Annotated in this window: 18 protein-coding genes and 3 pseudogenes; all 21 read right to left on the minus strand. The window is 36.8% G+C overall.

The genetic code is table 11. The features are described from left to right. Nucleotides 1-99: 99 nt before the first annotated feature. The 21 genes and pseudogenes from VEB00_10240 to VEB00_10340 all read right to left on the minus strand — a co-directional run bounded on the left by VEB00_10240 (nucleotide 100) and on the right by VEB00_10340 (nucleotide 23,500). On the minus strand, nucleotides 100-2,610 hold the full coding sequence (locus VEB00_10240) for a diguanylate cyclase (protein ID HYF83392.1): 2,511 nt from the start codon (nucleotides 2,608-2,610) through the stop codon (nucleotides 100-102). Nucleotides 2,611-2,624: 14 nt separating this feature from the next. Continuing rightward, nucleotides 2,625-4,202 carry a GH3 auxin-responsive promoter family protein gene (locus tag VEB00_10245; protein HYF83393.1) on the minus strand — a complete coding sequence of 526 codons (1,578 nt, stop codon included), beginning with the start codon at nucleotides 4,200-4,202 and terminating at the stop codon, nucleotides 2,625-2,627. Nucleotides 4,203-4,261: 59 nt separating this feature from the next. Next, complete coding sequence (locus tag VEB00_10250; protein HYF83394.1) at nucleotides 4,262-4,822, minus strand: hypothetical protein; 561 nt, start codon at nucleotides 4,820-4,822, stop codon at nucleotides 4,262-4,264. A 305-nt stretch (nucleotides 4,823-5,127) separates the two neighbouring features. After that, nucleotides 5,128-5,913 (minus strand): CpsB/CapC family capsule biosynthesis tyrosine phosphatase, encoded by a 786-nt coding sequence (locus VEB00_10255; GenBank protein ID HYF83395.1) that lies wholly within the window; start codon nucleotides 5,911-5,913, stop codon nucleotides 5,128-5,130. Beyond that, nucleotides 5,906-6,649 (minus strand): CpsD/CapB family tyrosine-protein kinase, encoded by a 744-nt coding sequence (locus tag VEB00_10260; protein ID HYF83396.1) that lies wholly within the window; start codon nucleotides 6,647-6,649, stop codon nucleotides 5,906-5,908. The genes VEB00_10255 and VEB00_10260 overlap by 8 nt, the downstream gene beginning before the upstream one ends. A gap of 11 nt (nucleotides 6,650-6,660) precedes the next feature. Then, nucleotides 6,661-7,347 carry a Wzz/FepE/Etk N-terminal domain-containing protein gene (locus VEB00_10265; protein HYF83397.1) on the minus strand — a complete coding sequence of 229 codons (687 nt, stop codon included), beginning with the start codon at nucleotides 7,345-7,347 and terminating at the stop codon, nucleotides 6,661-6,663. A gap of 24 nt (nucleotides 7,348-7,371) precedes the next feature. Beyond that, nucleotides 7,372-7,842: a VanZ family protein gene (locus VEB00_10270; GenBank protein HYF83398.1), complete on the minus strand. Its 471-nt coding sequence runs from the start codon at nucleotides 7,840-7,842 to the stop codon at nucleotides 7,372-7,374. A 49-nt stretch (nucleotides 7,843-7,891) separates the two neighbouring features. Further along, nucleotides 7,892-9,484, minus strand: coding sequence for a murein biosynthesis integral membrane protein MurJ (gene murJ / locus VEB00_10275; protein ID HYF83399.1), 1,593 nt, complete (start codon nucleotides 9,482-9,484; stop codon nucleotides 7,892-7,894). A gap of 29 nt (nucleotides 9,485-9,513) precedes the next feature. Further along, nucleotides 9,514-9,842: pseudogene (locus VEB00_10280) on the minus strand (UTP--glucose-1-phosphate uridylyltransferase). 212 nt (nucleotides 9,843-10,054) lie between these two features. Next, a pseudogene (locus VEB00_10285) lies at nucleotides 10,055-11,182 on the minus strand (O-antigen ligase family protein). Nucleotides 11,183-11,393: 211 nt separating this feature from the next. Beyond that, nucleotides 11,394-12,512 carry a glycosyltransferase family 4 protein gene (locus tag VEB00_10290; protein ID HYF83400.1) on the minus strand — a complete coding sequence of 373 codons (1,119 nt, stop codon included), beginning with the start codon at nucleotides 12,510-12,512 and terminating at the stop codon, nucleotides 11,394-11,396. 44 nt (nucleotides 12,513-12,556) lie between these two features. Further along, nucleotides 12,557-13,690, minus strand: a complete 1,134-nt coding sequence (locus VEB00_10295; protein HYF83401.1) for a DegT/DnrJ/EryC1/StrS family aminotransferase — start codon at nucleotides 13,688-13,690, stop codon at nucleotides 12,557-12,559. A gap of 46 nt (nucleotides 13,691-13,736) precedes the next feature. Then, nucleotides 13,737-14,636: a UDP-3-O-(3-hydroxymyristoyl)glucosamine N-acyltransferase gene (locus VEB00_10300; protein ID HYF83402.1), complete on the minus strand. Its 900-nt coding sequence runs from the start codon at nucleotides 14,634-14,636 to the stop codon at nucleotides 13,737-13,739. Then, nucleotides 14,633-15,068 (minus strand): annotated as a pseudogene (locus tag VEB00_10305) (MaoC family dehydratase). The gene VEB00_10300 and the pseudogene VEB00_10305 overlap by 4 nt, the downstream one beginning before the upstream one ends. Nucleotides 15,069-15,089: 21 nt before the next feature. Continuing rightward, nucleotides 15,090-16,172, minus strand: coding sequence for a Gfo/Idh/MocA family oxidoreductase (locus VEB00_10310; protein HYF83403.1), 1,083 nt, complete (start codon nucleotides 16,170-16,172; stop codon nucleotides 15,090-15,092). An 11-nt stretch (nucleotides 16,173-16,183) separates the two neighbouring features. Then, nucleotides 16,184-17,497, minus strand: coding sequence for a nucleotide sugar dehydrogenase (locus VEB00_10315; GenBank protein ID HYF83404.1), 1,314 nt, complete (start codon nucleotides 17,495-17,497; stop codon nucleotides 16,184-16,186). Nucleotides 17,498-17,501: 4 nt separating this feature from the next. Beyond that, nucleotides 17,502-18,755 carry a glycosyltransferase family 4 protein gene (locus tag VEB00_10320; protein HYF83405.1) on the minus strand — a complete coding sequence of 418 codons (1,254 nt, stop codon included), beginning with the start codon at nucleotides 18,753-18,755 and terminating at the stop codon, nucleotides 17,502-17,504. A 14-nt stretch (nucleotides 18,756-18,769) separates the two neighbouring features. Continuing rightward, nucleotides 18,770-19,501 carry a sugar transferase gene (locus VEB00_10325; GenBank protein ID HYF83406.1) on the minus strand — a complete coding sequence of 244 codons (732 nt, stop codon included), beginning with the start codon at nucleotides 19,499-19,501 and terminating at the stop codon, nucleotides 18,770-18,772. A gap of 6 nt (nucleotides 19,502-19,507) precedes the next feature. After that, complete coding sequence (locus tag VEB00_10330; protein ID HYF83407.1) at nucleotides 19,508-20,632, minus strand: aminotransferase class I/II-fold pyridoxal phosphate-dependent enzyme; 1,125 nt, start codon at nucleotides 20,630-20,632, stop codon at nucleotides 19,508-19,510. A 521-nt stretch (nucleotides 20,633-21,153) separates the two neighbouring features. Next, nucleotides 21,154-21,606: a sugar transferase gene (locus tag VEB00_10335; protein HYF83408.1), complete on the minus strand. Its 453-nt coding sequence runs from the start codon at nucleotides 21,604-21,606 to the stop codon at nucleotides 21,154-21,156. A 46-nt stretch (nucleotides 21,607-21,652) separates the two neighbouring features. Then, nucleotides 21,653-23,500 (minus strand): nucleoside-diphosphate sugar epimerase/dehydratase, encoded by a 1,848-nt coding sequence (locus VEB00_10340; GenBank protein HYF83409.1) that lies wholly within the window; start codon nucleotides 23,498-23,500, stop codon nucleotides 21,653-21,655. Nucleotides 23,501-23,528 lie beyond the last annotated feature (28 nt).

Raw genomic sequence — 23,528 nt, forward strand, 5'->3', positions numbered from 1 at the left:
AATTATACTCAACAAAAGCGGGTATACCAAATCCCCATATACAAGCTTATGTAAGAGAGCAGCAGATTAGCGCCATAATGCTCTATATTTCGACACTAATTATGCAACTTCAATTTTTCCTTCCTCAATCAGCTTCACAAAAACCTCCACCAGCTGAGGGTCAAACTGTGTACCGCTGTATAGCTTCAGTTCATATATAGCTTGCTCCACGCTTAGCGCTTTCCTATATGGTCGGTCTGTGGTCATAGCATCAAAAGCGTCTACAATGCACAGACATCTTGATTCTATCGGGATGTTTTCACCCGCAATTCCTCTTGGATATCCCTTTCCGTCATATCTTTCATGGTGGCTCATTATTGCAGGGATAACCTTAATAAGTCCTGGAACATGCTTTATTATCGAAATTGAAATGTCCACATGTCTCTTCATAATGTCGAATTCCTCTTTAGTCAGCTTATCAGCCTTTGTCAGTATGCTTTCCGGTATGCCAACCTTTCCTATATCATGAAGCAGCCCTGCGTTTTTCACTATATCTATTCTTCCTTCGCCGAAGCCTGCAGCTTTAGCCAAAGCCACTGCATAGCTTGATACATTTTCAGAATGTCCATAAGTATAATGGTCCTTTGCATCTATTGTGGCTGCCAGCGCATATATAGCCGAGAAATAAGAGGATCTGATGCTGTTTTGCATTTTCTCGGTTTCAAGATTGTGTCCGCGTCCATAATTAAGCTCATCTTTTTTCGAGTACAGCACGCTTTGGTTCCTTCCACTCCGTTTTGCTGTATACATAGCTCCATCAGCACACTCCAGCAATTCCTCTGCAGCTTTGCCATCCTTGGGATAGTTAGCCACACCTACACTGATTGTCAGAAGCTCATTGCTGCCAGAGTCCGAGAAGAGATTTGTTTCCACTGCCTTGCGGATAGCATCTATAGCCTTCAGGGATTCATAACCTTCTATATTCGGAAATATTACTGCAAATTCTTCTCCGCCATAACGTGCAATTATATCCTCCTGCCTGGTGGCCTCCCTTATTACCTCTGCTAACCTGGCAAGCGCCTTGTCTCCCGCTGAGTGTCCGTATAAATCGTTATAAAGCTTGAATAAATCCACATCTATCATAGCAACCGAGAAAACCTTGTAGATTTTATCATGTATGAGCTGCCCAAGAACCTCATGAAAATATCTATGATTGTAAAGCTTGGTCAACCCATCTGTTATAGCCTGTTGTTTTGCTTCCTCATACATTTTGGCATTTTCAATTACCACTGCCGCATTGTTGACCAAGGTATAAAGCAAGTCAATCTCCTCTTGTGAGTACGACTCTCCGCCTTTCCTTTCGGACAGGATCAGGTATCCGATAAGCTGTTCTCTGAGCCACATTGGTACGATAAGCTGGGTCTTAAGCTCATAAAGCTGCTTTTTCTCCATACTCCAGAGACCGGCAAAGCATGGGGAGCTTTCAATATCGTCAATAGTAAGGAACGGCTTCCCCTGAGTAAACCACTGCACTATTGGATGATTCCTGGTATACTTTATATCCTGCGTCCATACATCCTGCACCGAGGAGCGGAATAACCTATAGTCATCCTTACTCTGCCTCAGCACCAAGGATACTATCCGAGGCTGCATACCCTGTCCCACTGCATAAATAAGCGAGTCTGTCAGTTCATCAAGATTCAGCACATTGTTTATTATTCTGCTGAAATCCTTGAGTATAGACTGATGACTCAGCTTTTCTCTGTAAAATATTCTATCAATCCAATGCTGCAGCACATTCTTTATGGGCTGGAAGATCATAGCCAGCAGCACTGCTATCGACAAAGTAATTGTCATAGTGGTATAACCCATAAGGCTTGTTATAACCTGCTGGACTCCGAAAATTGCAATTATATAAACCCCCGATAAAATCAAAGTATATACCGAGTATGCTATACCCTTTTTTACTATGAGCTTTATTTCCAGGAATCTGTATCTGTATATGGAATATGCAATAAAAAGGGCGTTAATTGTATTTGAAGCGATATCCAGAGGGTACTTTCCAAGGCTGGGCAGAAGATTGAGCAGCCCCCCTATTATTACAAGGGTCAATCCGCACATAATATATTTGACTCTTGCAAAGGGTATTTTGTTGGATCTTACCTTTTGAATGATGTTTATAAACGCCAGCAGCAGATAGCAAAGACTCCAAACGGCCATTACAGAAGCTAATGGTCCCAAAGTGTAATAAAATACATTGTTCTGTGCGTATGCATCTTTCATTATGAGTCCTGCAAAATTGCATATAAGCAGCAAAAATGCAGACGCATAGCCAAAATAGAGCTTTCCCTTCTGATTGTTGGTTTCTGTAAGTACTAGGGTAAAATGGTAGAAAACTACAGGCATGCTTATTAAGCCTGTACATAATATACGGTTCCAAAATAGTGCACCTGGCGGGAAATTGGTCCTCATTATAAAAGAACCAAAGCTCCAGATAATCATTGAAACAATGTAGAAAGTGTAGTACCTGGCAATTTTACTTTTTCTTGACCCCAACAGAATCATTAAAAGGACAGTATAAAATAAAAACGACACTAATGGTATAAGAATCAAGTATGAAAGAGCTTGCACAGTATCACCTCATATTAACCGCATTTAATCAAAGTATCTATGTTTTGTCTCGAAGGGTTCATTTTTAACAGCTGGTTGTTGCTTACCAGCCTATAATTTACAAAAGCTCCTGCAGGAAGTAATGTTACTCTTAGAGGATCTCTTCCCAGCATAGTCTCTATGTCCTTATAATCCGAATCCAGTCTCTGCAGATTCTGGTTTACTAAATGTTTCAGCACTGCAGCATCAGCCCCGCCATCATGTACTTCCATATATATATGCAGTACCGGTTCTTTATCCTCATACTGCTTGCAGGCGACCCAATCATGTACTGTAAATTCCGTTCCCTCAAGGGCCTTCTCAATAGTAGCCTTTGTGATCCTTGTAAACCCTGCCAAATCTATTATGTTTGATATCCTGTCTACAAATCTTATCTGAGGAAGGTTTATTTTGTTTGCTTCATTGCTGAGCGAAAGGCACTCGATAACATCACCGACCCTGTATCGCACAAAGGCTCCACCCCTGAACTTCGTTATTACCAACTCATATCTCTCATTGGGCTTTATTTCATTTATAAGTATTGTCTTGGGAATATAGCTTTTGTCCTGGATACTCCTTATTGAATCCTTCTCAGGAATGAACTCGAGGAAATTAACATCAGGGAAGAAGGTGAGTCCGCTGTCTCCCCAAGTTTCTGTGGCCACAGTGGCTATTTCAGTTCCGCCATAAATCTCTATAGGACGTTTTCCCCAATAGTATTCAATCTTCTCTTTAAAAGCGTGAGTATCAGTGCCGGCACAGAGTATGCCCTTTATATCCCATAAATCCTTTGGCAGTATCGTTTGTCTCATGAATTTCTTTTTAAAATAGGCTTTGAGCAGCTTGTATGCCATTTTTATATTTGTAGGTCTTGCCGACAGCTTGCCACTCTTTGTGGTGCCTTTTGCAAAGTCTTCCCCTATCTTAACAAGTACACTGGATAGTCCGAAAAATAGATCTACTCCCTTTGCAAGTGCAAGTTCAAAACCTACCTTGTTTCTTTCTTCAAAGCTCAGGTGCTCAGCATCCTCTATAGGAGGCAGGTATTCAAAGTCTATTTCATTCCTTACCCCGTAAGGTGCCAAGCCAGTCAGATATGGGAGCGGTGCCATTCCGTACAGGAATTTGTCATTCTCCCTTAAAGTAAAATCCCCTCGTTTCTTGCTTGTTGCAAGAATCAGGCTTGCAATAAAAGCCCTTGTATGCTCCTCAATCATGCTTTCGGTATAAGGAGCCAGCTTTATTTCGTTGGTTCCGCCCTTCCAGGTGGTCTTTATCCAATACATTGGCTTTGCAGGCAATACTTCCTCATTTTTATTCAACAGCATGTCGGCATAATCCTCATAGGTGGTCATGGGCACTCTTTGCCTGAACTCCTCAACTGTTGCGGGTTTTGCGCCCTTCCCCATCATTTTCTGCCCCAGCTTGCAGTGCGAGAGCAGCTCTATCTGCTCCATCAAAAGCCTCTCCTGAATATGCATGAACTCATCAAGATTCAGATCCAGGAAGCCGCAGTACTTATCCCAGATTTTCCCGTACTCTTCTTGCCTCAACATTTCTTCTAAATTTGTCATGTCCAATCCTCCATTCAATCTGTGATTCAGTATACCGCTCCGCTTTTTGCCTCAGTTTATTAAAATATAGTGGATATGCATCTCCTTATGCTCTTCTTGTTGGGAATCAGCATCGGAGTTGACTCTGTATAACCTTTGTAGCTTGCAAACATCCTTGGAAAGAAAAACTTGTCCTCAATATAAACATGAATAATATCAATAGCTGTCCAAATTATACCCGCCGGTATTATCAGTACGGCTCCTGTTGCAAGAAAATAGAAGGAAAACATCAAACCGAACCACAACACCCCCGGATGTCGGCATAATGCATAAGTCCCTGTATCCACCAGCTCACTGCTGTACTTCGCCTCCCCATATGTCTTTTTAAAGGGCAGCTCCAGAAAGAGTGAATAAACCAATAAGAATGCCGCTGCAGCCCATAATATCCATGCGGCTATTCGTATTGCTGCCGGGATAGCTATTTTTTCCGATACTATTGTCGCCATTATTGCTGAATATGCAATAAGGACAACCCCTGATAAGCCTAGCGCCTTTCTTTTGAGGCCATCGGTTTTCAAGGTATAAATATCAAACAAGAGAATGAATAAAAAGCCTACCGCTCCAAGAATTATATACTTCATGCTGCACCTGCTTTTCGACTAATTATATCCGGTTGGAATTAAACTTTGTAGAAAAATAGATTCTACAATACTCTTTCAAATCCTTTCCATTAATGTCAACAATCGTACAACTAATTAGCACAAATTATTCCATTTATTGACAATAATAGTGCTGGTTTTCATTGCGTTCAATTTGCATTTTTTGAATGTTTGTTTGTTACCAGCAACTTGCCAAATGCTTATTCAGCATATTCAAATTCACTTTTGTCGAATTAAGTCATACGTTTTTGATAAAAAAATAGAGACGCAGAGCTTACTCCATATCCCTATTGTTTTATATCTATGCTTTTGAATACCTGCCAGAACTTGTGCGTTTTCTCAATTGGTATTGGCTCTCCAATATCTATATCCCCATCCTGCAGCACCGCATTTGGGTTTGCGCCCAATATCCTTTCAGCAGCCTGGCTGCCGCATAGCTCCAGAAGCATATGCTTTACCCCCAGCATTATAGGCCTGCGTACTCCTGTTGAATGAGCATCAGTTGCAATAAAGTGAGCAAGGTTATGCTTAAGCAGCTGCTTCGCAGCATTCTGTGATTTTTCACCCGAATGTCCCATAAGACTGGTAGAGTTAAGCTGTACTAAACAGCCATCCTTGACCAGCTTATATATGATTTCGGGCTTCTCACATATCACCCTGTTCCGCTCCGGATGTGCAATAATTGGGACATACCCTTTCAGCTGTATTTCATAAATTACTTCAGCTGTAAACCTTGGCACCTCCAGCATGGGCAGCTCAAGGAGCATATACCTGGAATTGTTTAGAGTAAGGCATTCACCACTTACCAGCTTGTCCACCAGATTATAGTCTATGAAAGCTTCATTGCCAGGGTATATCTCCATTTTTATATAATTCTTTCTTAGCTCGTTATTTAAGACCGTTATTCTCTCTTTTATATCATGACCGCAATTTTCACCTATTATATAATGCGGAGTAGAAATTATCTTTCTTATACCTTCTTTAAAGGATAACTTGCACAGCTGCAGCGAAGCTTCCAGGTCAAAGGGCCCGTCATCGACCCCATACAGCACATGACAATGGATATCAATCATAATTTACCACTTTCCCCCTATCCCCTATATGCCTGACTTTTTTCTTGTTCTGCTTAGGTTCTTCCTCATCAGCATAATAATAATTGTAATAATCGTTTGCCTTGGCTTCTATCTTGTTAAGCACTACCCCAAGTATATTAGCCTTCACATTACTCAATAAGGCTTTTGCCCTCTGAGCTGCTTCAATCTCTACACTCCCCGACTCCAATACCAATATCACTCCGTCCATAAATGACGAAAGCTGTGCAGCATCAGTAACCACACCTACAGGTGGAGTATCAAATATAATATAGTCAAACTCTTCATATATCTCCCACATAAAATTCCTCATTTTCTCTGAGCCCACTAATTCCGATGGGTTGGGAGGCAATGGTCCGCTGGTTATAAAGTACAGATTGGGTATCTGAGCTACATTCTGCATATTTTTCCTGAAGTCAAGCTTCTGCGCCAGAATATTCGTCAAACCCACTCTGTTGGATAGCCCAAACTTCTTGTGGATTGTAGGTTTTCTCAGATCACAGTCAATTATCAGCACCTTGCTGTCTGCATGTGCCAGTGTTATGCCAAAATTGGCTGCCACCGTACTTTTTCCTTCTCCAGGACCGGCACTGGTAACCACGATGGTCTTTATTTTCTTGTCTATACTGGAAAACATTATATTCGTCCTGAGCATCCTATAGGCTTCTGCTACATGTGATTTAGGATCATTATATGTAATAAGGCTTGTATTAATCATATCGCTCACCCCTAATTCATATTTGCAGCATCCGGAATAACCCCTATTATCGGAAGCTCCAAATATTTTTCTACATCTTGCGGCGTCTTTATCGTATGGTCAAGATACTCCATCAGGAAGGTCAATCCCACACCACCCATAAGCGCCACCATAAAAGCAATGGCAATGTTCATGGTAGGTCTTGGTTTTATTGGGCTATCCGGTATTTTTGCCGTATCTACAACTTGTACATTTTCTACACGCATTATCTGAACTACTTGGCTCTTGAAAACTTCAGCCAGTTTATTGGCAATATTTGCTGCCATCTCCGGGCTGTTGTCAACTACCTTTACCCTTATCAGTTCTGTATCTCCAACAGGAGTTACAGTAATTTTTGCTTGTAACTGTTCTGCTGTAATGTTGAGCTTCATTGCATCAATTACCTTTTCAGATACAGTTCTACTCTTTGCAATCTCCCCATAGGTCTTTACCAGCTTCTGATAAAGCAGCACATCATTATACTGCAGCTGTGGATTTGAGCTATAATCGTTAGGCTTGCCCAGTATCAGGCTTGTAGTTGCCTCGTATTGCTTATCAAGTACGAAGTAGCTTAGTACACCCGCGGTGATAACTGATACAAGCACTATGATACCAATAAGCAACAGCCTTTTCCTGATAATATCGAATATCTCCCTCAAATCAATAGTTTCCAAGTCCATGTTTCTCCCCCTCATATGTATGATTTATGTTTTTTCAGGTAGTTTCGCTGTTATTTGTGATATTGTACTACTAAGTATTAAAGCTGCTATGACTCCAATACTGTCTATTAAAATATCCATGACAGTTCCATCCCTGCCGCTTACGTGCAATTGATTGTACTCATCCAAAGCTGCACCCATCATAGAGAATATAATCGTCAGCATTAAAGCCTTACCCCTGCTTAGTCTGGTTTGACACAGGAATGTATATATCAATAATGCCAGCACAAAGTAAGTCAGCACATGTCCCAGCTTTCTTATAACATACATTAGAACCTTATCGTCGTTGACAATGCTATAATCAAAAGGCATTCTGCCATTGCTTATGAATATTTTGACCAGTTTTGCCACCTGTGCTCCTCTGTCCTTTGATTCAACCCCTACCTCACCGGACAACCCTGCGATTACAAATATCCATGCTATCAAAAGTATAAACATTACTATTTTCTTAAACATACTTACTGTCTGCTCCCCTAATTAGAATACATACAATAAGTATATTCCCCTATTTACTTTGAATATTCACCGCAACCCACTTCGCAGTAACTTTATTGACAAACTTCTTCCCATAATCAAATACCATATGCACTTCTTCGATATTGAGGAAGCTAATAATTAATAAATACACCAGCCCTCCAATGCCGATTACCAAAAAAAGATTTACAGCTTGGCTGATTGTAGTACTTGTGCTATTTATTGATGCAACGAGCTTATAAGACGTATCAACAACAATTCCCATTATTGTTGAAGCCAATAATGTCTTAATAAATGTGCTCAACAGTTCTTTGACACCGAAGTCGCCAATTTTCTTATAAAGACTATGTATCATTAGTATGGTACCTAGAATGGCAGATAATGAAGTAGCTAGTGCCAATCCCCCAATACCCATAAACCTCACAAGGAATAGGAGCAACAAAATATTTGCTATTACTGTAAAAACACCATTAACCATAGGAGTCTTCGTATCCTGAACTGCATAAAACGCTCTATTCAGAAAGTCCCTCATACCAAACCCAATGAGTCCGAAGGACAGAAAAAGCAAAGCTATGCTAGTCATTTGAGTTGCATTCTGATCGAAAGCACCTCGCTCAAATAAGAGCCTTATTATGGGATACCTCAGTACGACAAACCCAGCAACGGCTGGCAATATAATCAAAGTAATTACATTCAGTGCCTTTAATACTACCTTCTTTAAAGTCAGTATGTCATTACTCGCTGACAGCTTGGACATAGTGGGATAAGCAACTGTAGCTATCGCAACTATAAATATTCCAGATACAAAACCTATCAACCTATTTCCATAATTCAGAGCCGATATACTGCCTATAGCAAGTCCCGATGCCATCATTCTGTCAACAACAGTATTTATCTGCTGAACACCAGTGCTTATAATAACCGGGACGATAAGAGTTGATATCTTACTGACTCCATCATCGCTAAGGTCAAATATGGGCTCATACTTGTAGCCCTCTTTAAACAGAGGAGGCAATTGTATAAGTACCTGAGTCAGTCCAGCAACTACTGTAGCGATTGTTAAGCCTTCTATACCGTATATATCTGTAAAAAATAGAGCAGTAGAAATTATTATTATATTAAAAGGCAAGCCGACTGCAGCCGGTGCTGCAAATCTGTTGAAGGATTGAAGTACTCCTGTAAGTACATTGGATAGTCCTATAAATGTAATCAAAGGAAACATCAGTCTCGTCAGCTGAACAGTCAAATCATACCTTTCCCCTGTAAACTTTGGCGCAATAATCTTTACAAGTGCTGGAGCAAAAATAATACCTAGAACTGTGATAGCAATGCTTAAGAAAAATACTATATTCAAGATATTGCTTGTAAAACTAAAGGCATTTCCCTTTGATTTACTAACTACCTTTTCTGAAAGCACAGGTATAAATGTAGTAGCCAAAGCACCTGCGACAACAGCAAACACAGATGTAGGTATAGTAATAGACATCAGATATGCATCTGTATTAATTGATGCTCCATACTTTGCAGCAATAACCATTTCTCTTACAAATCCAAGTACTTTGCTGAATATAGAAATAGCCATTATTATAAACGCAGCTTGTGCAATTTTCTTTCCTTTTGTCATATAATCCATCCTTAAAGTTATTTTCCCATCTATTCTTTATCAGCTGCTACCTCGCTAAGCTGGGGCTTGCTTACTTCCTTATCAATAACACCTCTTAAAAACTCAAGAAACTCTTCTCTTAGGTCTTGCCTTCTCAGCGCATACTCTACGGTAGCTTCCAAGAAGCCTAGCTTATCTCCTACATCATATCTTCTGCCCTCGAAACTAAATGCGTACATAGCTTCCCGATGAGCCAACTCTTTAAGAGCGTCAGTCAGCTGGACCTCTCCACCCTTCCACGGCTGCGTATGTTCAAGAATATCAAATATGCCGGATTAATAATATATCTACCAAGAATAGCTATACTATATTAACTCTCACTTTTTTATTACTATACTTTATGCCTCTAAGAAATCTAACAGCTAATCCTAAAAATATCCAAAACTGAAACCTAGTCAAATAAGATCCACTTACAAACATTGGAACAATCCCTACAATAAGCCAGATTAAAATCTTATTCAACCCTTCAATGTCCTTCGAAAACATCAATTTAGTTATAATAGTAGTAAGTACTATGATAATCATCGATCCCACTACAACACCAAATCCAGAGATAATTTCTAATATAATATTGTGTGAATATGTACCAGTGTACAATCTGTCCCCTGCTATCCCAATTCCTGTAATTGGATGTAGTTTGATTTGATATAGTATCTCTTCATAAATGGCTTCTCTCCCACTAAGATACACTTCTTCTTGCATAAATAGGCTTATACTTCTACTACTTATTCCATAATCATCCATGATATTGATTAACACTATAAATATCTGTTCTAAATACAAAATACCCAGTATCGCAAGTATAGATATTGATAAAGTAAATAAAAGATTTTTAATAGTTATTTTTTTAAAATTGATTATTTGATTAATTATTATATATATTCCTATGCTCATTATTGGCCCCCTGGATCCAATAGCAAGAATTATAAATATTGAAAGGATAGCTAAGAATAGATATTTAATTGAAACTGTTCCAAAAAATTTATTTAAATATATAACAGCGGGAAGCAACATATAATATCCAAGCGACATATTATATGTTCCAATTGTTATATTTCTTGTAAGTACCAAGAGTCCAATAATCATTCCAACAATAAATACTAAAAAACTCACTTTTTCTACAACATCATTCAATATTTCTAAACTTTTAACGCTTGAGCTATAAATGAAACTCGGCAGACATACAAAAAAGAACTGGAACAATATATCATTTAAAAATATTGCATTTTGTCTAAAGTATAGATAGTTCAAAGAAAAGATAACTATAGAAACACTGTAAGCTAGTATGAATAATTTACTTCTTCTTCTCAATACAACATTTAGCGAATAGAGATAAATTAATCCTACTACTACTTTTGATGATAATTGAACTAATACTCCCGTACTAGTATCTATTGCATTAAAATAATAGAGGATAAAACTCTGTACAATTAATACTACAAAAGGAGACATTATAGAAATACTTATTTTTATATCTTCTTCAGGTTTATAATATACATTCTTAACAATAGTTATCATCTTATCCCCCATATCTATTCTAGCAAATTGATGAATTGAATTTATGTTATTTAGCAAGGTTTCACTGATAGATGGCCCTGAGTTCTGCAGGAAGGCAATCATCCCTTTGAACTCTATCTTGTACTGAACGATATAGAACATAGAAAAACCAAAATCAGAACACCTAAGACTAATGGTTTCATTGAGCACTTCAGAATGAAATAAACAATCTGGTTAAATCATTACAATAGAGAAAGGCCGTATCAGGGCTATAAGAATAATGGTAAGCGCCCAATCGATACTATTAATTCCTACTCGGAGACTGTAAGACAAGAAGCTTAGTATTACACTTTATGTTAATATTTCTTATTATTCATTCTGTTAAATCACTATATAACTCTAACAATTTCTGTTCTTCAATATTCCAATTAAACCTTTCTTTCACAGCTCTTCTACCTTCTTGTCCCATTTTCTTTGCTATTTTCGGATTTCTTAATAAATATATTATATTATCTGATATCTCATTTACGTTTTTAGGGTCTACTACTATTCCAAATTCATATTGTTTTAATACTTCCCTTACATAGGGATAATCAGAAATTATAACAGGTAATCCCATAGCCATGTACTCATATACTTTCGTTGCAAGGTTATCTGCTTTACAATATTGTCCAACATCTAAAATGGTACAAATTCCCATGTTACTTTTTTTGTATATTTCTAATACTTTATCTCTTCCGACATAACCTTTATAATCAACACATATGAATTCCTTCAAATTCTTTACATCATTATGATATTCTTCAGGAGATAAGTTGCCTCCTAATATTAAATTAACGTTTGCTTTATATGCTGCTAATATTAAATGCGTTATACCCCTGTTATATGTTAAACTCCCAACATGGCATATTGTTCTATCTTTTTTTGATTCTTCTTTATCATATTCATTATATAATTCATCCAAAACAGGTACATTGTTTATAAAAACTGTTCTCTTTGCTCGATTTTCAAAAGGATTAACATGATTAATTGTACAAGGAAATATTACTAAATCAATCTTCTTAATAGAATGAGTTTCATATTTAAAATAAATATAAGATAACAATTTTCTAAAGATTTGAGGAATATAATATTTTTCTTTGATTTGCAATGTATAATTTTCATGAGAATCAAATATTACTTTTTTCCCTTTTCTATTTAATTTATTACCTACTGGTAACAGTTCAGGGTCATGAAAGTGATATACTTCCGCATCTAGTTCGATAGCTTTTTTATAAAAGTATTTATTAGAATACATCATTCTGTCAATCCTGTTTTGGGGTCTATAATTCGTTGAGACTATCTTAACATTATTTAAAATTTCATCAGGCTGGTCATCATTCACTAATAAAGTTACATCATATCCATTATTAGCCAAAGAAGTGCATTCTTTTTTAAATATCCTAACATCATATCTATTGTGAGCACTTGTCATATGGCATATTCTAATCACACCTCTACCCCCAATAAATCAAATTAATTCTATGTTTTTTACCCTTATTTAGACTTCAATACTTCAATAATAATTTTTGATATCTTTTTTATATCTTCTTCACTCATATATGGATTCATAGGAAGTGATAGTACAGTCTCACATAATATATTAGTTACTTTATAATTATAGTCGCTAAAATCTAAATCTGAAAAAGCTTCTTGCTTATGCATTGGTTTTACATAATAAATCATACTTGGGATGCCTTGCTCTTTTAATTTAGCTTGGAGCATATCTCTTTCTTCTTTATTCTTAAGTTTTATTGTATATTGAGCAAAGCTCGATATATATCCTTCAGGAATAACTGGTATTTCAACAACATCGCCAAGTTTCCCATTATACCACTTATATACTTTGTTTACATCATCTAGTTCATGTTCAATAAATGCAGTCAGCTTAACACTCAAGATTGCTGCCTGAATTGTATCAAGTCTGGAATTTACACCAACTCTTACGTTGTCATATTTGTTATCGCCTTTACCATGTACCTTGTATGAGTTAAGCAACTCTGCTAGTTTATCATTATTAGTAAAAATTGCTCCCCCATCTCCGTAGCAACCTAATGGCTTAGCTGGAAAAAATGAAGTGGTTGCTGCGTCACCAAAACTGCAAGCCATTTTACAATTAATGCTTCCTCCAAATCCCTGAGCAGCATCTTCCAATACTAGGAGATTATACTTCTTAGCGATTCTATTAACTTCATAATGGTCCGCTGGAAGTCCAAATAAATCAACCGGGATTATGACTTTGGGTGTTAGTTTCCCTTCTTCTAAAACTTTTTGGATTGTTTTCTCCAACTTACATGTATCAATATTAAAGGTTTGCCTATCCACATCCACAAAAATGGGTGTTGCTCCTCTGAATGAAACGATCTCACCTGTTGAAAAGAATGTAAAATCAGGAACAAACACTACGTCTCCTTCTTTGATGTCCCATGCCATCATTACCAGTGTCATAGCTTCCGTTCCATTGGCACAGGAAATACAATGCTTCACCCCAACGTATTCAGCAAGCTGTTCTTCCAAAACTCTTACTTCTTTTCCACCGATAAAGTTTGTATTCACTATTACTTCTTGAATTGCAGCATCTATTTCATTTTTATATTTTCGATATTGCGATTTTAAATCTCTGAATTCCATAAAATTCTCCTCCCATGATAAGTTCAATAATATTCTAGGCAAGTGTTTACCTGATAGTTTTTATAAAATTAATAAACTTTTCGTGATCTATAGCAAAATTCCCACTTACTGTAGAATTTGATGCAATACTCTTTGTTACTACAGCACCTAATGAAATTTTACAATTATCTCCAATCGTTATGCCATTAGTAATTGTTGCGTTTACCCCTAACCAGCAATCATTACCAATTACAACTCTTCCTGCCAATTTTACGCCTGCTGTTATGAATGTCCTTTTCCCAATAACATCATCGTGAGCAATATGTACAAAATTATCTAATTTTACATACTCATTTAAGACGGTGTCTCCTCCTAATACGCCTCTGTCAACACAACAGTTATGTTGGATTTCAACATTGTCTTTAATAATAGCTCTACCTGCAGTCTTAACCGAAGTAACTATTTCACCATTATTCATAAATTGAAATCCATTTGATCCAATTTGACTTCCTGAACGAATAATAGCATTATTCCCAATAACTGTTCCAGGATGAATAACAACATTGGCCTCAATAATAGAATTTTCTCCAATACTAATACTATGATCTCCGATAACTGCATTATCTGAGATGACCGCAGAGTTAGCAATATTATTTTCAAATCTATCCCAATAAAAGTCCATATCTGCTAATTTATTATGAAGCTTATAAAATGTTGCTTTGGGTGAACTGGATAATATCACACCCATATCTTTTGGAAGATCCATTGAATCATAAGTTTCTTTAGATATTATTACCGATTTAATATTCTCATTTTCAACTATAGATCTTTGAAATTTTACATCAGCCAAAAAAGATAACACTTTTTCATCTTTATATTCTGATGTTGCCATACCTAATGCGTCAAATTCGCCATCTACTATAATCTCAATATCAGATATTATATCTTTTATACCAGCCAATTTCATGACTTTACCTCCTCTTTCTTTACCGGCATTACAGATGCAATTCCTTTAAAGACAACTTTCTTATCCTGATTTACACAGATTGTGCTAAGTCTAACTATGTTTTTTCTGGAAATATTTCAATAACTTCAACACTAGCTTTTATTGTATCTCCAAATTTCACTGGGGCGGTTAATGATAACCCTTGCCCTAAATATATTGTCCCATGACCTGGTAACTGCACTCCTAAAACCGCGGATATTAAACTTGCAGTAAGCATCCCATGAGCTATTTGTTCTTTAAAATTGTGTTTTTAGCTTCAACATCATTTAAGTGAACGGGATTAATATACCCTGTTATACCTGCAAACAAATATACATCTGACTCTGAAATTGTTTTTCGAAACGAAGCTTTATCTCCTATGGAAATTTCATTAATAGATTTTCCCGTTATCATTTTTAATTATCCACCTTCAAATTATCTTCCGAACCTATCTTTAAAATCTAATGTACTGCACTTCTCCATTGGTAACTTCACACATTTGCCTTCAGCTGCCGACTTATATATTGCAAGAACCAACTCAAGTGCACGCCTTCCATCTTCAGCTGTTACATAAGGTTCTCTATCATTTTCTATTGCATCAATTACGTCAGCATAAAGGGGTATATGTCCAAAACCATATACGTTAGGTGGATTTTCGTGATACTTAATTTTAACTTCATTAGGATCATCTAATAGATCTGAAAACTCCCACTCCTCAATTAAGTTAACTGATTGACCCCCTGCTTTTACTGTACCTTTTTCCCCGAAGATATAAAGTGTCTCCTCAAGGTTCTTAGGATATATGTCTGTCGTTCCTTCTATAATTCCATAACTTCCATTTGAAAATTTAACCAGTGCAATTCCTAAATCTTCTGCCTCAATATAATGGTGGTTAAGATTATCTGTCATTCCTATCACTTCTGAAATTTCATTACCCATCATCCATCTTAAAAGATCAATATTATGAATACATTGATTCATCAAAGCTCCGCCGTCTTGCTCCCATGTGCCTCTCCACTTAGCTCTATCATAGTATTCATATCCTCGATTCCATCTTACATGTGCAGTTCCATAGAAAAGCTTCCCGAACCTTTTTTTATCAATGGCTTCTCTTATCTTTTGAATAGACTTATTAAATCTGTTTTGATGGCAAGCACTTACTTTAACACCTTTTACTTTTGCTCTTTCAATTATCTTATCTGCTTCTTCTAAGGAAAGGGATATTGGCTTTTCAATAATCAAATTACATCCAGCATCAATACAGTTCAATGCAATTTGCCCATGCTTACCGCTTTCCGTGCAAATAGCAATTAAATTAGGTTTTTCGGTATATATTAATTCTCTGTAGTCTGTATATTCTTTTAGTTTCTTTGGAAGATTGAATTTAAGGATTTTATCCTCCATATTTTCTGAAACGATATCGCATAAAGCTACAATTTCTAAATTATTTTCAAGCGCTGCTGCTATATGATTTGGTGAAATTCTTCCGCATCCTATCAAAGCATATTTTAAACTCACAACACTACCCCCTATAATAATTCAATATTTCCCCTATCATAAATATCTTTCATAGCATTTTTTGTATCAAAGATTATCTTTGCATGCTTTTGAACAAATCCATAATCCATATTGGTGTGAGCTGTTGTTATTATTACAAGATCAGTACTTTCTATAAGCTCATCTGTTAATTTCGGTTCGCTCTTTCTCACTTCTCCATGTCTACGATATTCTGATGCATAAGGATCAAAATAAACAACCTCTGCCCCTCCTTTTTCCAGTTCTTCGATTACTCTAATAGCTGGACTTTCCCTATAATCATCTATGTCCTGTTTGTAAGCTATACCAAGCACTAAAATTCTAGATCCATTCATAGCTTTTTTATACCTGTTCAAAATTTTACTGGATCTTTCAGTACAGTATTCCGGCATTCGGTCATTGACCATCATTGAAGATTCAATCATTGAAGTATGAAATCCATATTCACGAGCTTTCCAGGAAAGATAATATGGGTCAAGGGGAATGCAATGTCCTCCAAGTCCAGGGCCCGGATAGAATGCTTGAAATCCATAAGGCTTTGATTTCGCAGCTTCAATAACTTCCCAAATATCAATTCCCATCTTATTGCAAAGAATAGCCAATTCATTAACTAAGCCAATATTCACATTTCTATATGTATTCTCAAGAATCTTTTCCATCTCAGCAACAGCCGGTGAAGATACCGTATGTACATCTCCTTCTAAAACTGCACGGTACATTGCTGCAATAACCTCTGTAGCATCTTGTCCAATAGCACCTACTACTTTGGGTGTGTTCTTGGTTTTATAAATTAAATTGCCTGGATCAACTCGCTCCGGAGAAAATCCTAAATAGAAATCTTCACCACACTTTAATCCCGAACCACATTCTAATATGGGTTTAATGAGTTCCTCTGTAGTACCTGGGTATGTAGTAGATTCTAATACAACTATTGTTTCCTTTTTCAGATATTTCGCTATTTCTTCAGAAGACGATTTTACATAACTAATATCTGGCTGTTGATGGTCATCTAATGGTGTAGGTACACAAATCGCTATAAAATCAACATCTTTTATAAAGCTGAAATCAGATGTAGCAGACAATATTCCTTTTTCAACCAGTTGGGAAAGATCACTATCCACAACATCACCTATATAATTTCTTCCTTGATTAACCATTTCAACTTTCTGAGGTTGTATGTCGAATCCCATAGTTTTAAAACCAGCTTTAGCTTTTTCTACCGCTAAAGGGAGACCAACATAACCAAGGCCAACTACAGCAACAGTGATTTTTTTATTTATGATTTTGTCTAACAATTTTTGTTTCATTAACTCATGCTACCCCTCTCTGCACTGCATTTATGATTATATTTTCTAACTGATCTGTTAGTTTAGCAAAATCAAATTCTTTTGCTGCATTTAATGCACTGGTACAGTATTTGCCATATTCATCAGAAGACATATTGTAAAACTTCAATACACCTTCGGCTAACGTTTCAGCACTCCCACCTTCAACTGTTATACCACATTGGAATTTCTCGAGATTATCATATCCACATTTTATATTAGAAATTGTCGGTTTACCGGAAGCCATATAATCAAACATTTTATTTAAGCTCAATCCATATTTATACAGTCCAATTTGCTCGCCGGTAAAAATATTAAGGCTACTTTTACTCAAAATATTCGGTATACTTTTCTTATCTACTTTTCCTTTAAAAACAACATTTCTGAGGCTATTATCAATGCAATAACTTTCTAATTCTTCATTCATGTATCCCGTACCAAAAATAATGAATTTTATATTTTTATAACCTCTATCCTGAATAATCTTGGCTGTCTCAACAATATAGTTTACATAGTTTGCTTTTCCTAACGACCCAGTATATAAAACCTTAAAAAAGTTATCATCATCTAAATCTAGATCTTTATATACATTCTTTATTTTCTGATTATTGTATATATCTAAATCTATTCCATTATTTATATAGTATATATGGTTTAAATCTATTTTTTTTTTCCCATAATACTTTTCAGCAACGTAATCTTTACCACCTTCCATAGTAAAGATTATGCTATCAGCATTTTTATAAATCCAATGTTCTAGCTGATATAATGCCTTAGCCATTATACTATTATGTTTTAGTAAACCAAATTCAATTAATGTTAATGGCCATAAATCTGCAATTTCAACAATACATCTACAATTATATTTTTTTGCTATCTTTATACCTGCGAAACAAGCTAATGGATGGACTGAAGTTGCAATTATTACATCAGGACTACTAATTTTTCTTGTAACTGTAAACAAGCCTAAGGTATATTGAAGCATATTAATTATACGTGATTTACCATTACCAACATAATTACTTGTCCTTAAGTATACATAATTTATATTATCGATTATTTCTTTACTGAATTTTTCATTACCCTTTATTAAATTTAAGTTTGAATTATGTACTGTACTTGCAGCAAAAACAGTAACATTATGCCCTTTCTTTATCAAATATTTTGCGAAATTATAAGGCCTTGCCAAAGGAAAAAACCATGGTGGAATCGCATAATGATTGAAAAACCAAATATTCATTTATAAAGTACTCCTTAATATATACTTTTTATTTTATTGTTATAGATATTTTCATCTATTTTACCTATTCGTAATAGGTAATCGCCAAAATCTTCGCCAGTATCCATACCTTCAGCACTAATGCCATCTCTTCTAAACACTTTAGCAACTGTCATAAAAATTATTTTCCAATCATTTAAAAAAGTTATGTGAGTAATGTATTCTAAATCTAATTCCAGCTTCTCTTCCCATGTAATACCATTACGGCCATTAACCTGTGCCCATCCAGTAAGTCCAGGCAAACTACTATGTCTTTGCCTTTGCTCTGAAGTCATAAACAACATATCTCTTACAAGCTGAGGTCTTGGTCCAACAATTGACATATCTCCTGTTAGAATGTTATACAGTTCTGGAAGCTCATCTAACGATGATGACCTTAAGAGCTTTCCGAACTTGGTGAGCCTAATTTCATCAGGCAGCAACTCCCCGATTCCGTCTCTGTCGTCTGTCATTGTCCTAAATTTGTAAAGAGTAAATATCCTCTCATTAAGTCCGGGGCGTTTCTGTTCGAATATAACAGGTGAGCCTAGCATTACCGTAACTAGTATCGCTATGATAATAAGCACAGGTGACAAAGTAACAATTGCACAGAGTGATAAAATAACATCCATTGGCCTCTTGATATATCTTCTGTACACACCACCTCTAGGAATCTGCTGTACAGGCGGTATATAGGGCTTTAAATCCGGTCTAACCTCAGTCTGCATCTTCTATCACCACAATCCTCTAACTATTCCAATAACTCTGTCAATATCCTCGTTGGACATCTTCGTATCAGACGGTAAACATACACCGCGGTTGAAAACATCGTCTGCTACTGATATACCATCATCATAGTGATTATAAAAAGGGTACTTCATGTAAACCGGTTGTAAATGCATAGGCTTCCATATTGGTCTGCTCTCAATATCATCCTTTTCAAGTGCAATCATTATATCTAGTGGTGTTACCTTACTTGATGGAAGAATAGTCATGGTTGAAAGCCAGTAGTTTGGCTCTCCATAATCACAAACCGGTGCCATTTCAATTTCTTCTATATCTTTAAATGCTTCTTTATACCTAGTGTAAATAGCTTTTTTTTGTGCAATTCTCTCCTCAATTACAGTCAGCTGCCCTCTACCTATCCCTGCACAAATATTGCTCATTCGATAATTAAACCCGAGCTCAGAATGTTGATAATATCTTGCATTATCTCTCGCTTGAGTTGCCCAAAACCGCATCTTGTTTATTGCCACTTCATCGTCTGATACAACCATGCCCCCACCTGAAGTAGTTATTATCTTATTTCCATTAAATGAGTAAATTCCGAATCGGCCAAAAGTTCCACTCTTCTTGCCTTTATATGTAGCACCTAGAGACTCTGCAGCATCCTCGATGATTGGAACATTATGCATATCGCAAATAGCTTTGATACTATCCATATCCGCTGATTGTCCATAAAGATTGACAACAATAACAACTTTAGGCTTATGTTCACTGAATGCTTTTTCAAGTGCAACCGGAGACATATTTAAACTTCCAGGTTCACTATCTATGAAAACCGGTATTGCATCTTGGTATATAATAGGATTGCAGCTTGCCGCAAAGGTTAGGCTTGAACAAAATACCACATCCCCCTTACCTACCCCAAGTGCTATTAGTGCAAGGTGTATGCCTGCAGTACCAGAGCTCAATGCCACAGCGGAATTGGAACCGACATATTCAGCAATTTCTTTTTCGAAACTATTTACATGAGGACCTAGTGGTGCAACCCAATTTGTATCAAAAGCATCTGTTACAAATTCCCTCTCTTTACCACAAAGATGAGGTGATGCCAAATACATGTGTTTACTCATGATTGTCAACTCCGTTCTTTATTTCCAAATATCGATTTGACTTCTTTATCTTCCAAGAAGCAACATCCAAATTATGTAATAACTTGATGTATTAACAAGTATAATATGTTTTCTTCGCAGTTCACTCTTTTCCTGCTTTTTACATGGTATATTCTTACAACAAAACCATTGCAATTTCGACGTTTGCGGCTCTTTATACCTATGAAGTTCTTTAATGTTACTTATAGTACTGTCAAATGGCGGTGGTTTTTGTACATTCCTGATGTACGATTGTTGAATTACTTTTAAATTAACAAGGAGCCTCTTTCTAGATGCCCCTTTTCAGTGTAATTACCTATATTACGAGTCTGGTTTTATCCGGGTCACGCGCACAGGCATAAGATTCTTCGCATACTCAGAATGACACCGCGAGGGTTGACTTCATTAGTTCCCATTTTTACTCTCATCTATTACACTCCGAAGATTTGAAGCATCATTTATCCCTTTTCGGGCTACATCTGCTTTTATAGTTTTGCAGAGTATTTTTAGATCCAGCCAAAGTGAAACATTTTCTGCATAATAGATGTTGTTTTGCAGTTGCTGGTTATACCCTCAATACCTGGCCAGGTCTGAAGCCTTCTTATTTCGTCCAACGCATAGCATCTGCTATTGTCCAGTAAATCAGGCCTTGGGCCAATAAAACTCATATTTCCTAACAGAACATTAAATATCTGCGGTAGTTCATCTATGCCTGATTTTCTTATAAACCTTCCAATCTTTGTAAGCTGCGGATCGTCTGCATCTACCTTTGTAGAGCGAAGTATATAAGTTTTAAAAGTCCTGCCATATTTTCCTACTCTTTTCTCTATATAGAAGGCTGGTCCACCATCCTCCAGCTTGATCAACAAAGCATATACAGCAACTATTAAAGTAATAGGCAGGATTAAGTATAAAGCAAACATAAAATCTAATACTCTTTTTATATAATGTCTGTACATTTATACTTAACCTCCAATGATTCCGATACTGTTTGTTCCTGGGCAATTACCTTGCAATAGCTACTTCGGTATAGTCATGCTTATAGGTTGGTACAACCTTTTTCATGCATTCTCTTAGCTCCTCCGGACTGTTAAGGCTATTTTCCAGGGCTTTTACGCACAGTAGTATTTCATTGTGCGATAAATCGAGAGGATTGCCTACAAATATATCCGGATGTTTTGTAGTCTTGATGCCCTCTTCAGCCAGAAGCAGCTCCTCATAAAGCTTCTCCCCGGGTCTTAGCCCTGTGTATTCTATTTTTATATCTCTGTCCGGTTCAAAGCCCGAAAGTCGTATCAGGTCTCTTGCCAGATCTGAGATTTTTACTGATTCACCCATGTCAAGAATGAAAATTTCTCCCCCTTGTGCCATTGAGCCTGCTTGTATGACCAGTTGTGCTGCTTCAGGTATGGTCATAAAATATCTGGTGATATTGGGGTGTGTGACAGTCACCGGTCCCCCCTGTTCAATCTGCTTCTTGAAAAGAGGTATAACACTGCCATTGCTTCCTAACACATTCCCAAACCTTACGGCAACGAATTCAGTATTGCTTATCTTGTCCATTGACTGTACAATCATTTCAGCCACTCTCTTGGTAGCACCCATTATGTTTGTTGGATTTACAGCCTTATCTGTGGATATGAGCACGAATCTCTTTGCTCCATACTCATGGGCGCACTTGGCTGTGTTTAATGTTCCTATTACATTATTTTTAATAGCTTCTGCAGGATTAATCTCCATTAGTGGTACATGCTTATGTGCAGCAGCATGAAAAACCACCCCCGGTCGATAGCTTCCGAAGACTTCGGCCAACCGCTTATTATCCCTTACAGAACCTATGATCACTTCAAAATCAAGCTTTCCCTTATATATATGTATCAGTTCGTTAGATAAATCATAAGCATTGTTCTCGTAAATATCGAATATCAGCAGCTTCTTAGGGTTATATTTTGCTATCTGCCTGCAAAGCTCTGAACCAATGGATCCTCCACCCCCGGTAACCATTACCACCTCATTTTGGAGATACCCTGATATTTCTTCATTGTTCAAATGAATTTCATCCCGTCCCAGAAGGTCTTCTATTCTGACATCCCTTATATGCTTTATATTTACTTTTTCATCAATAAGCTCATATATTCCAGGCAGCGTTTTCAGCTTGCATTTGGTTTCTTTACATTTTGACAGTATTGCAGCTACATCTGCCTTGCCGACGGAGGGCATGGCCACTATGATTTCATCAATACTATATTTTTCAGCAAGCTTTTTTATTCTTTCTGTATTCCCCCTCACCGGTACTCCATTGATACTTGACCTATGCTTCTTCATATCATCATCAACTGCTATTACGGGCAAATATTCTAATTCATGGTGGTTCTGCAGCTCCTTTATTACCATTGAACCTGCATCGCCTGCGCCAACAATCATTACACGCTTTCTATCAGCATTATTGAACTTTGCTGCTCTTAGTATCGTTTTTAGTATCCTGTAGCTTAATCTGCTTCCTCCGACAAGAAGAAAAATCAATAGCCACGAGATTATATAAACTGATCTTGGAAATCTCATAATGTGAGACAATCCATATATGGACGAAGCGCCGCTTGCAACTGCAGTCGCCGTGAAAATCTTCAAAAGCTCATTAACGCTTGTGTATCTCAATAGTCCTTTATATAATCCAAACAAATAGTAGATAGCAATATTAATGAAAATAATATAAATACATGAATGTATGTATGCTTGGATGTATTGCTCCGGGATTACCCCTTCGAACCTAAAAAACAAACCAAAAAATACTGCAATGCCTACTAAGAGGCAATCAGTAAAAAGCAAAACTAGCTTTCTGTTATATGGTCTCAACGCCATCCACCCCTCAATTTATATGTAT

Source organism: Clostridia bacterium (assembly GCA_035628995.1).
Lineage (GTDB): Bacteria > Bacillota > Clostridia > Lutisporales > Lutisporaceae > BRH-c25.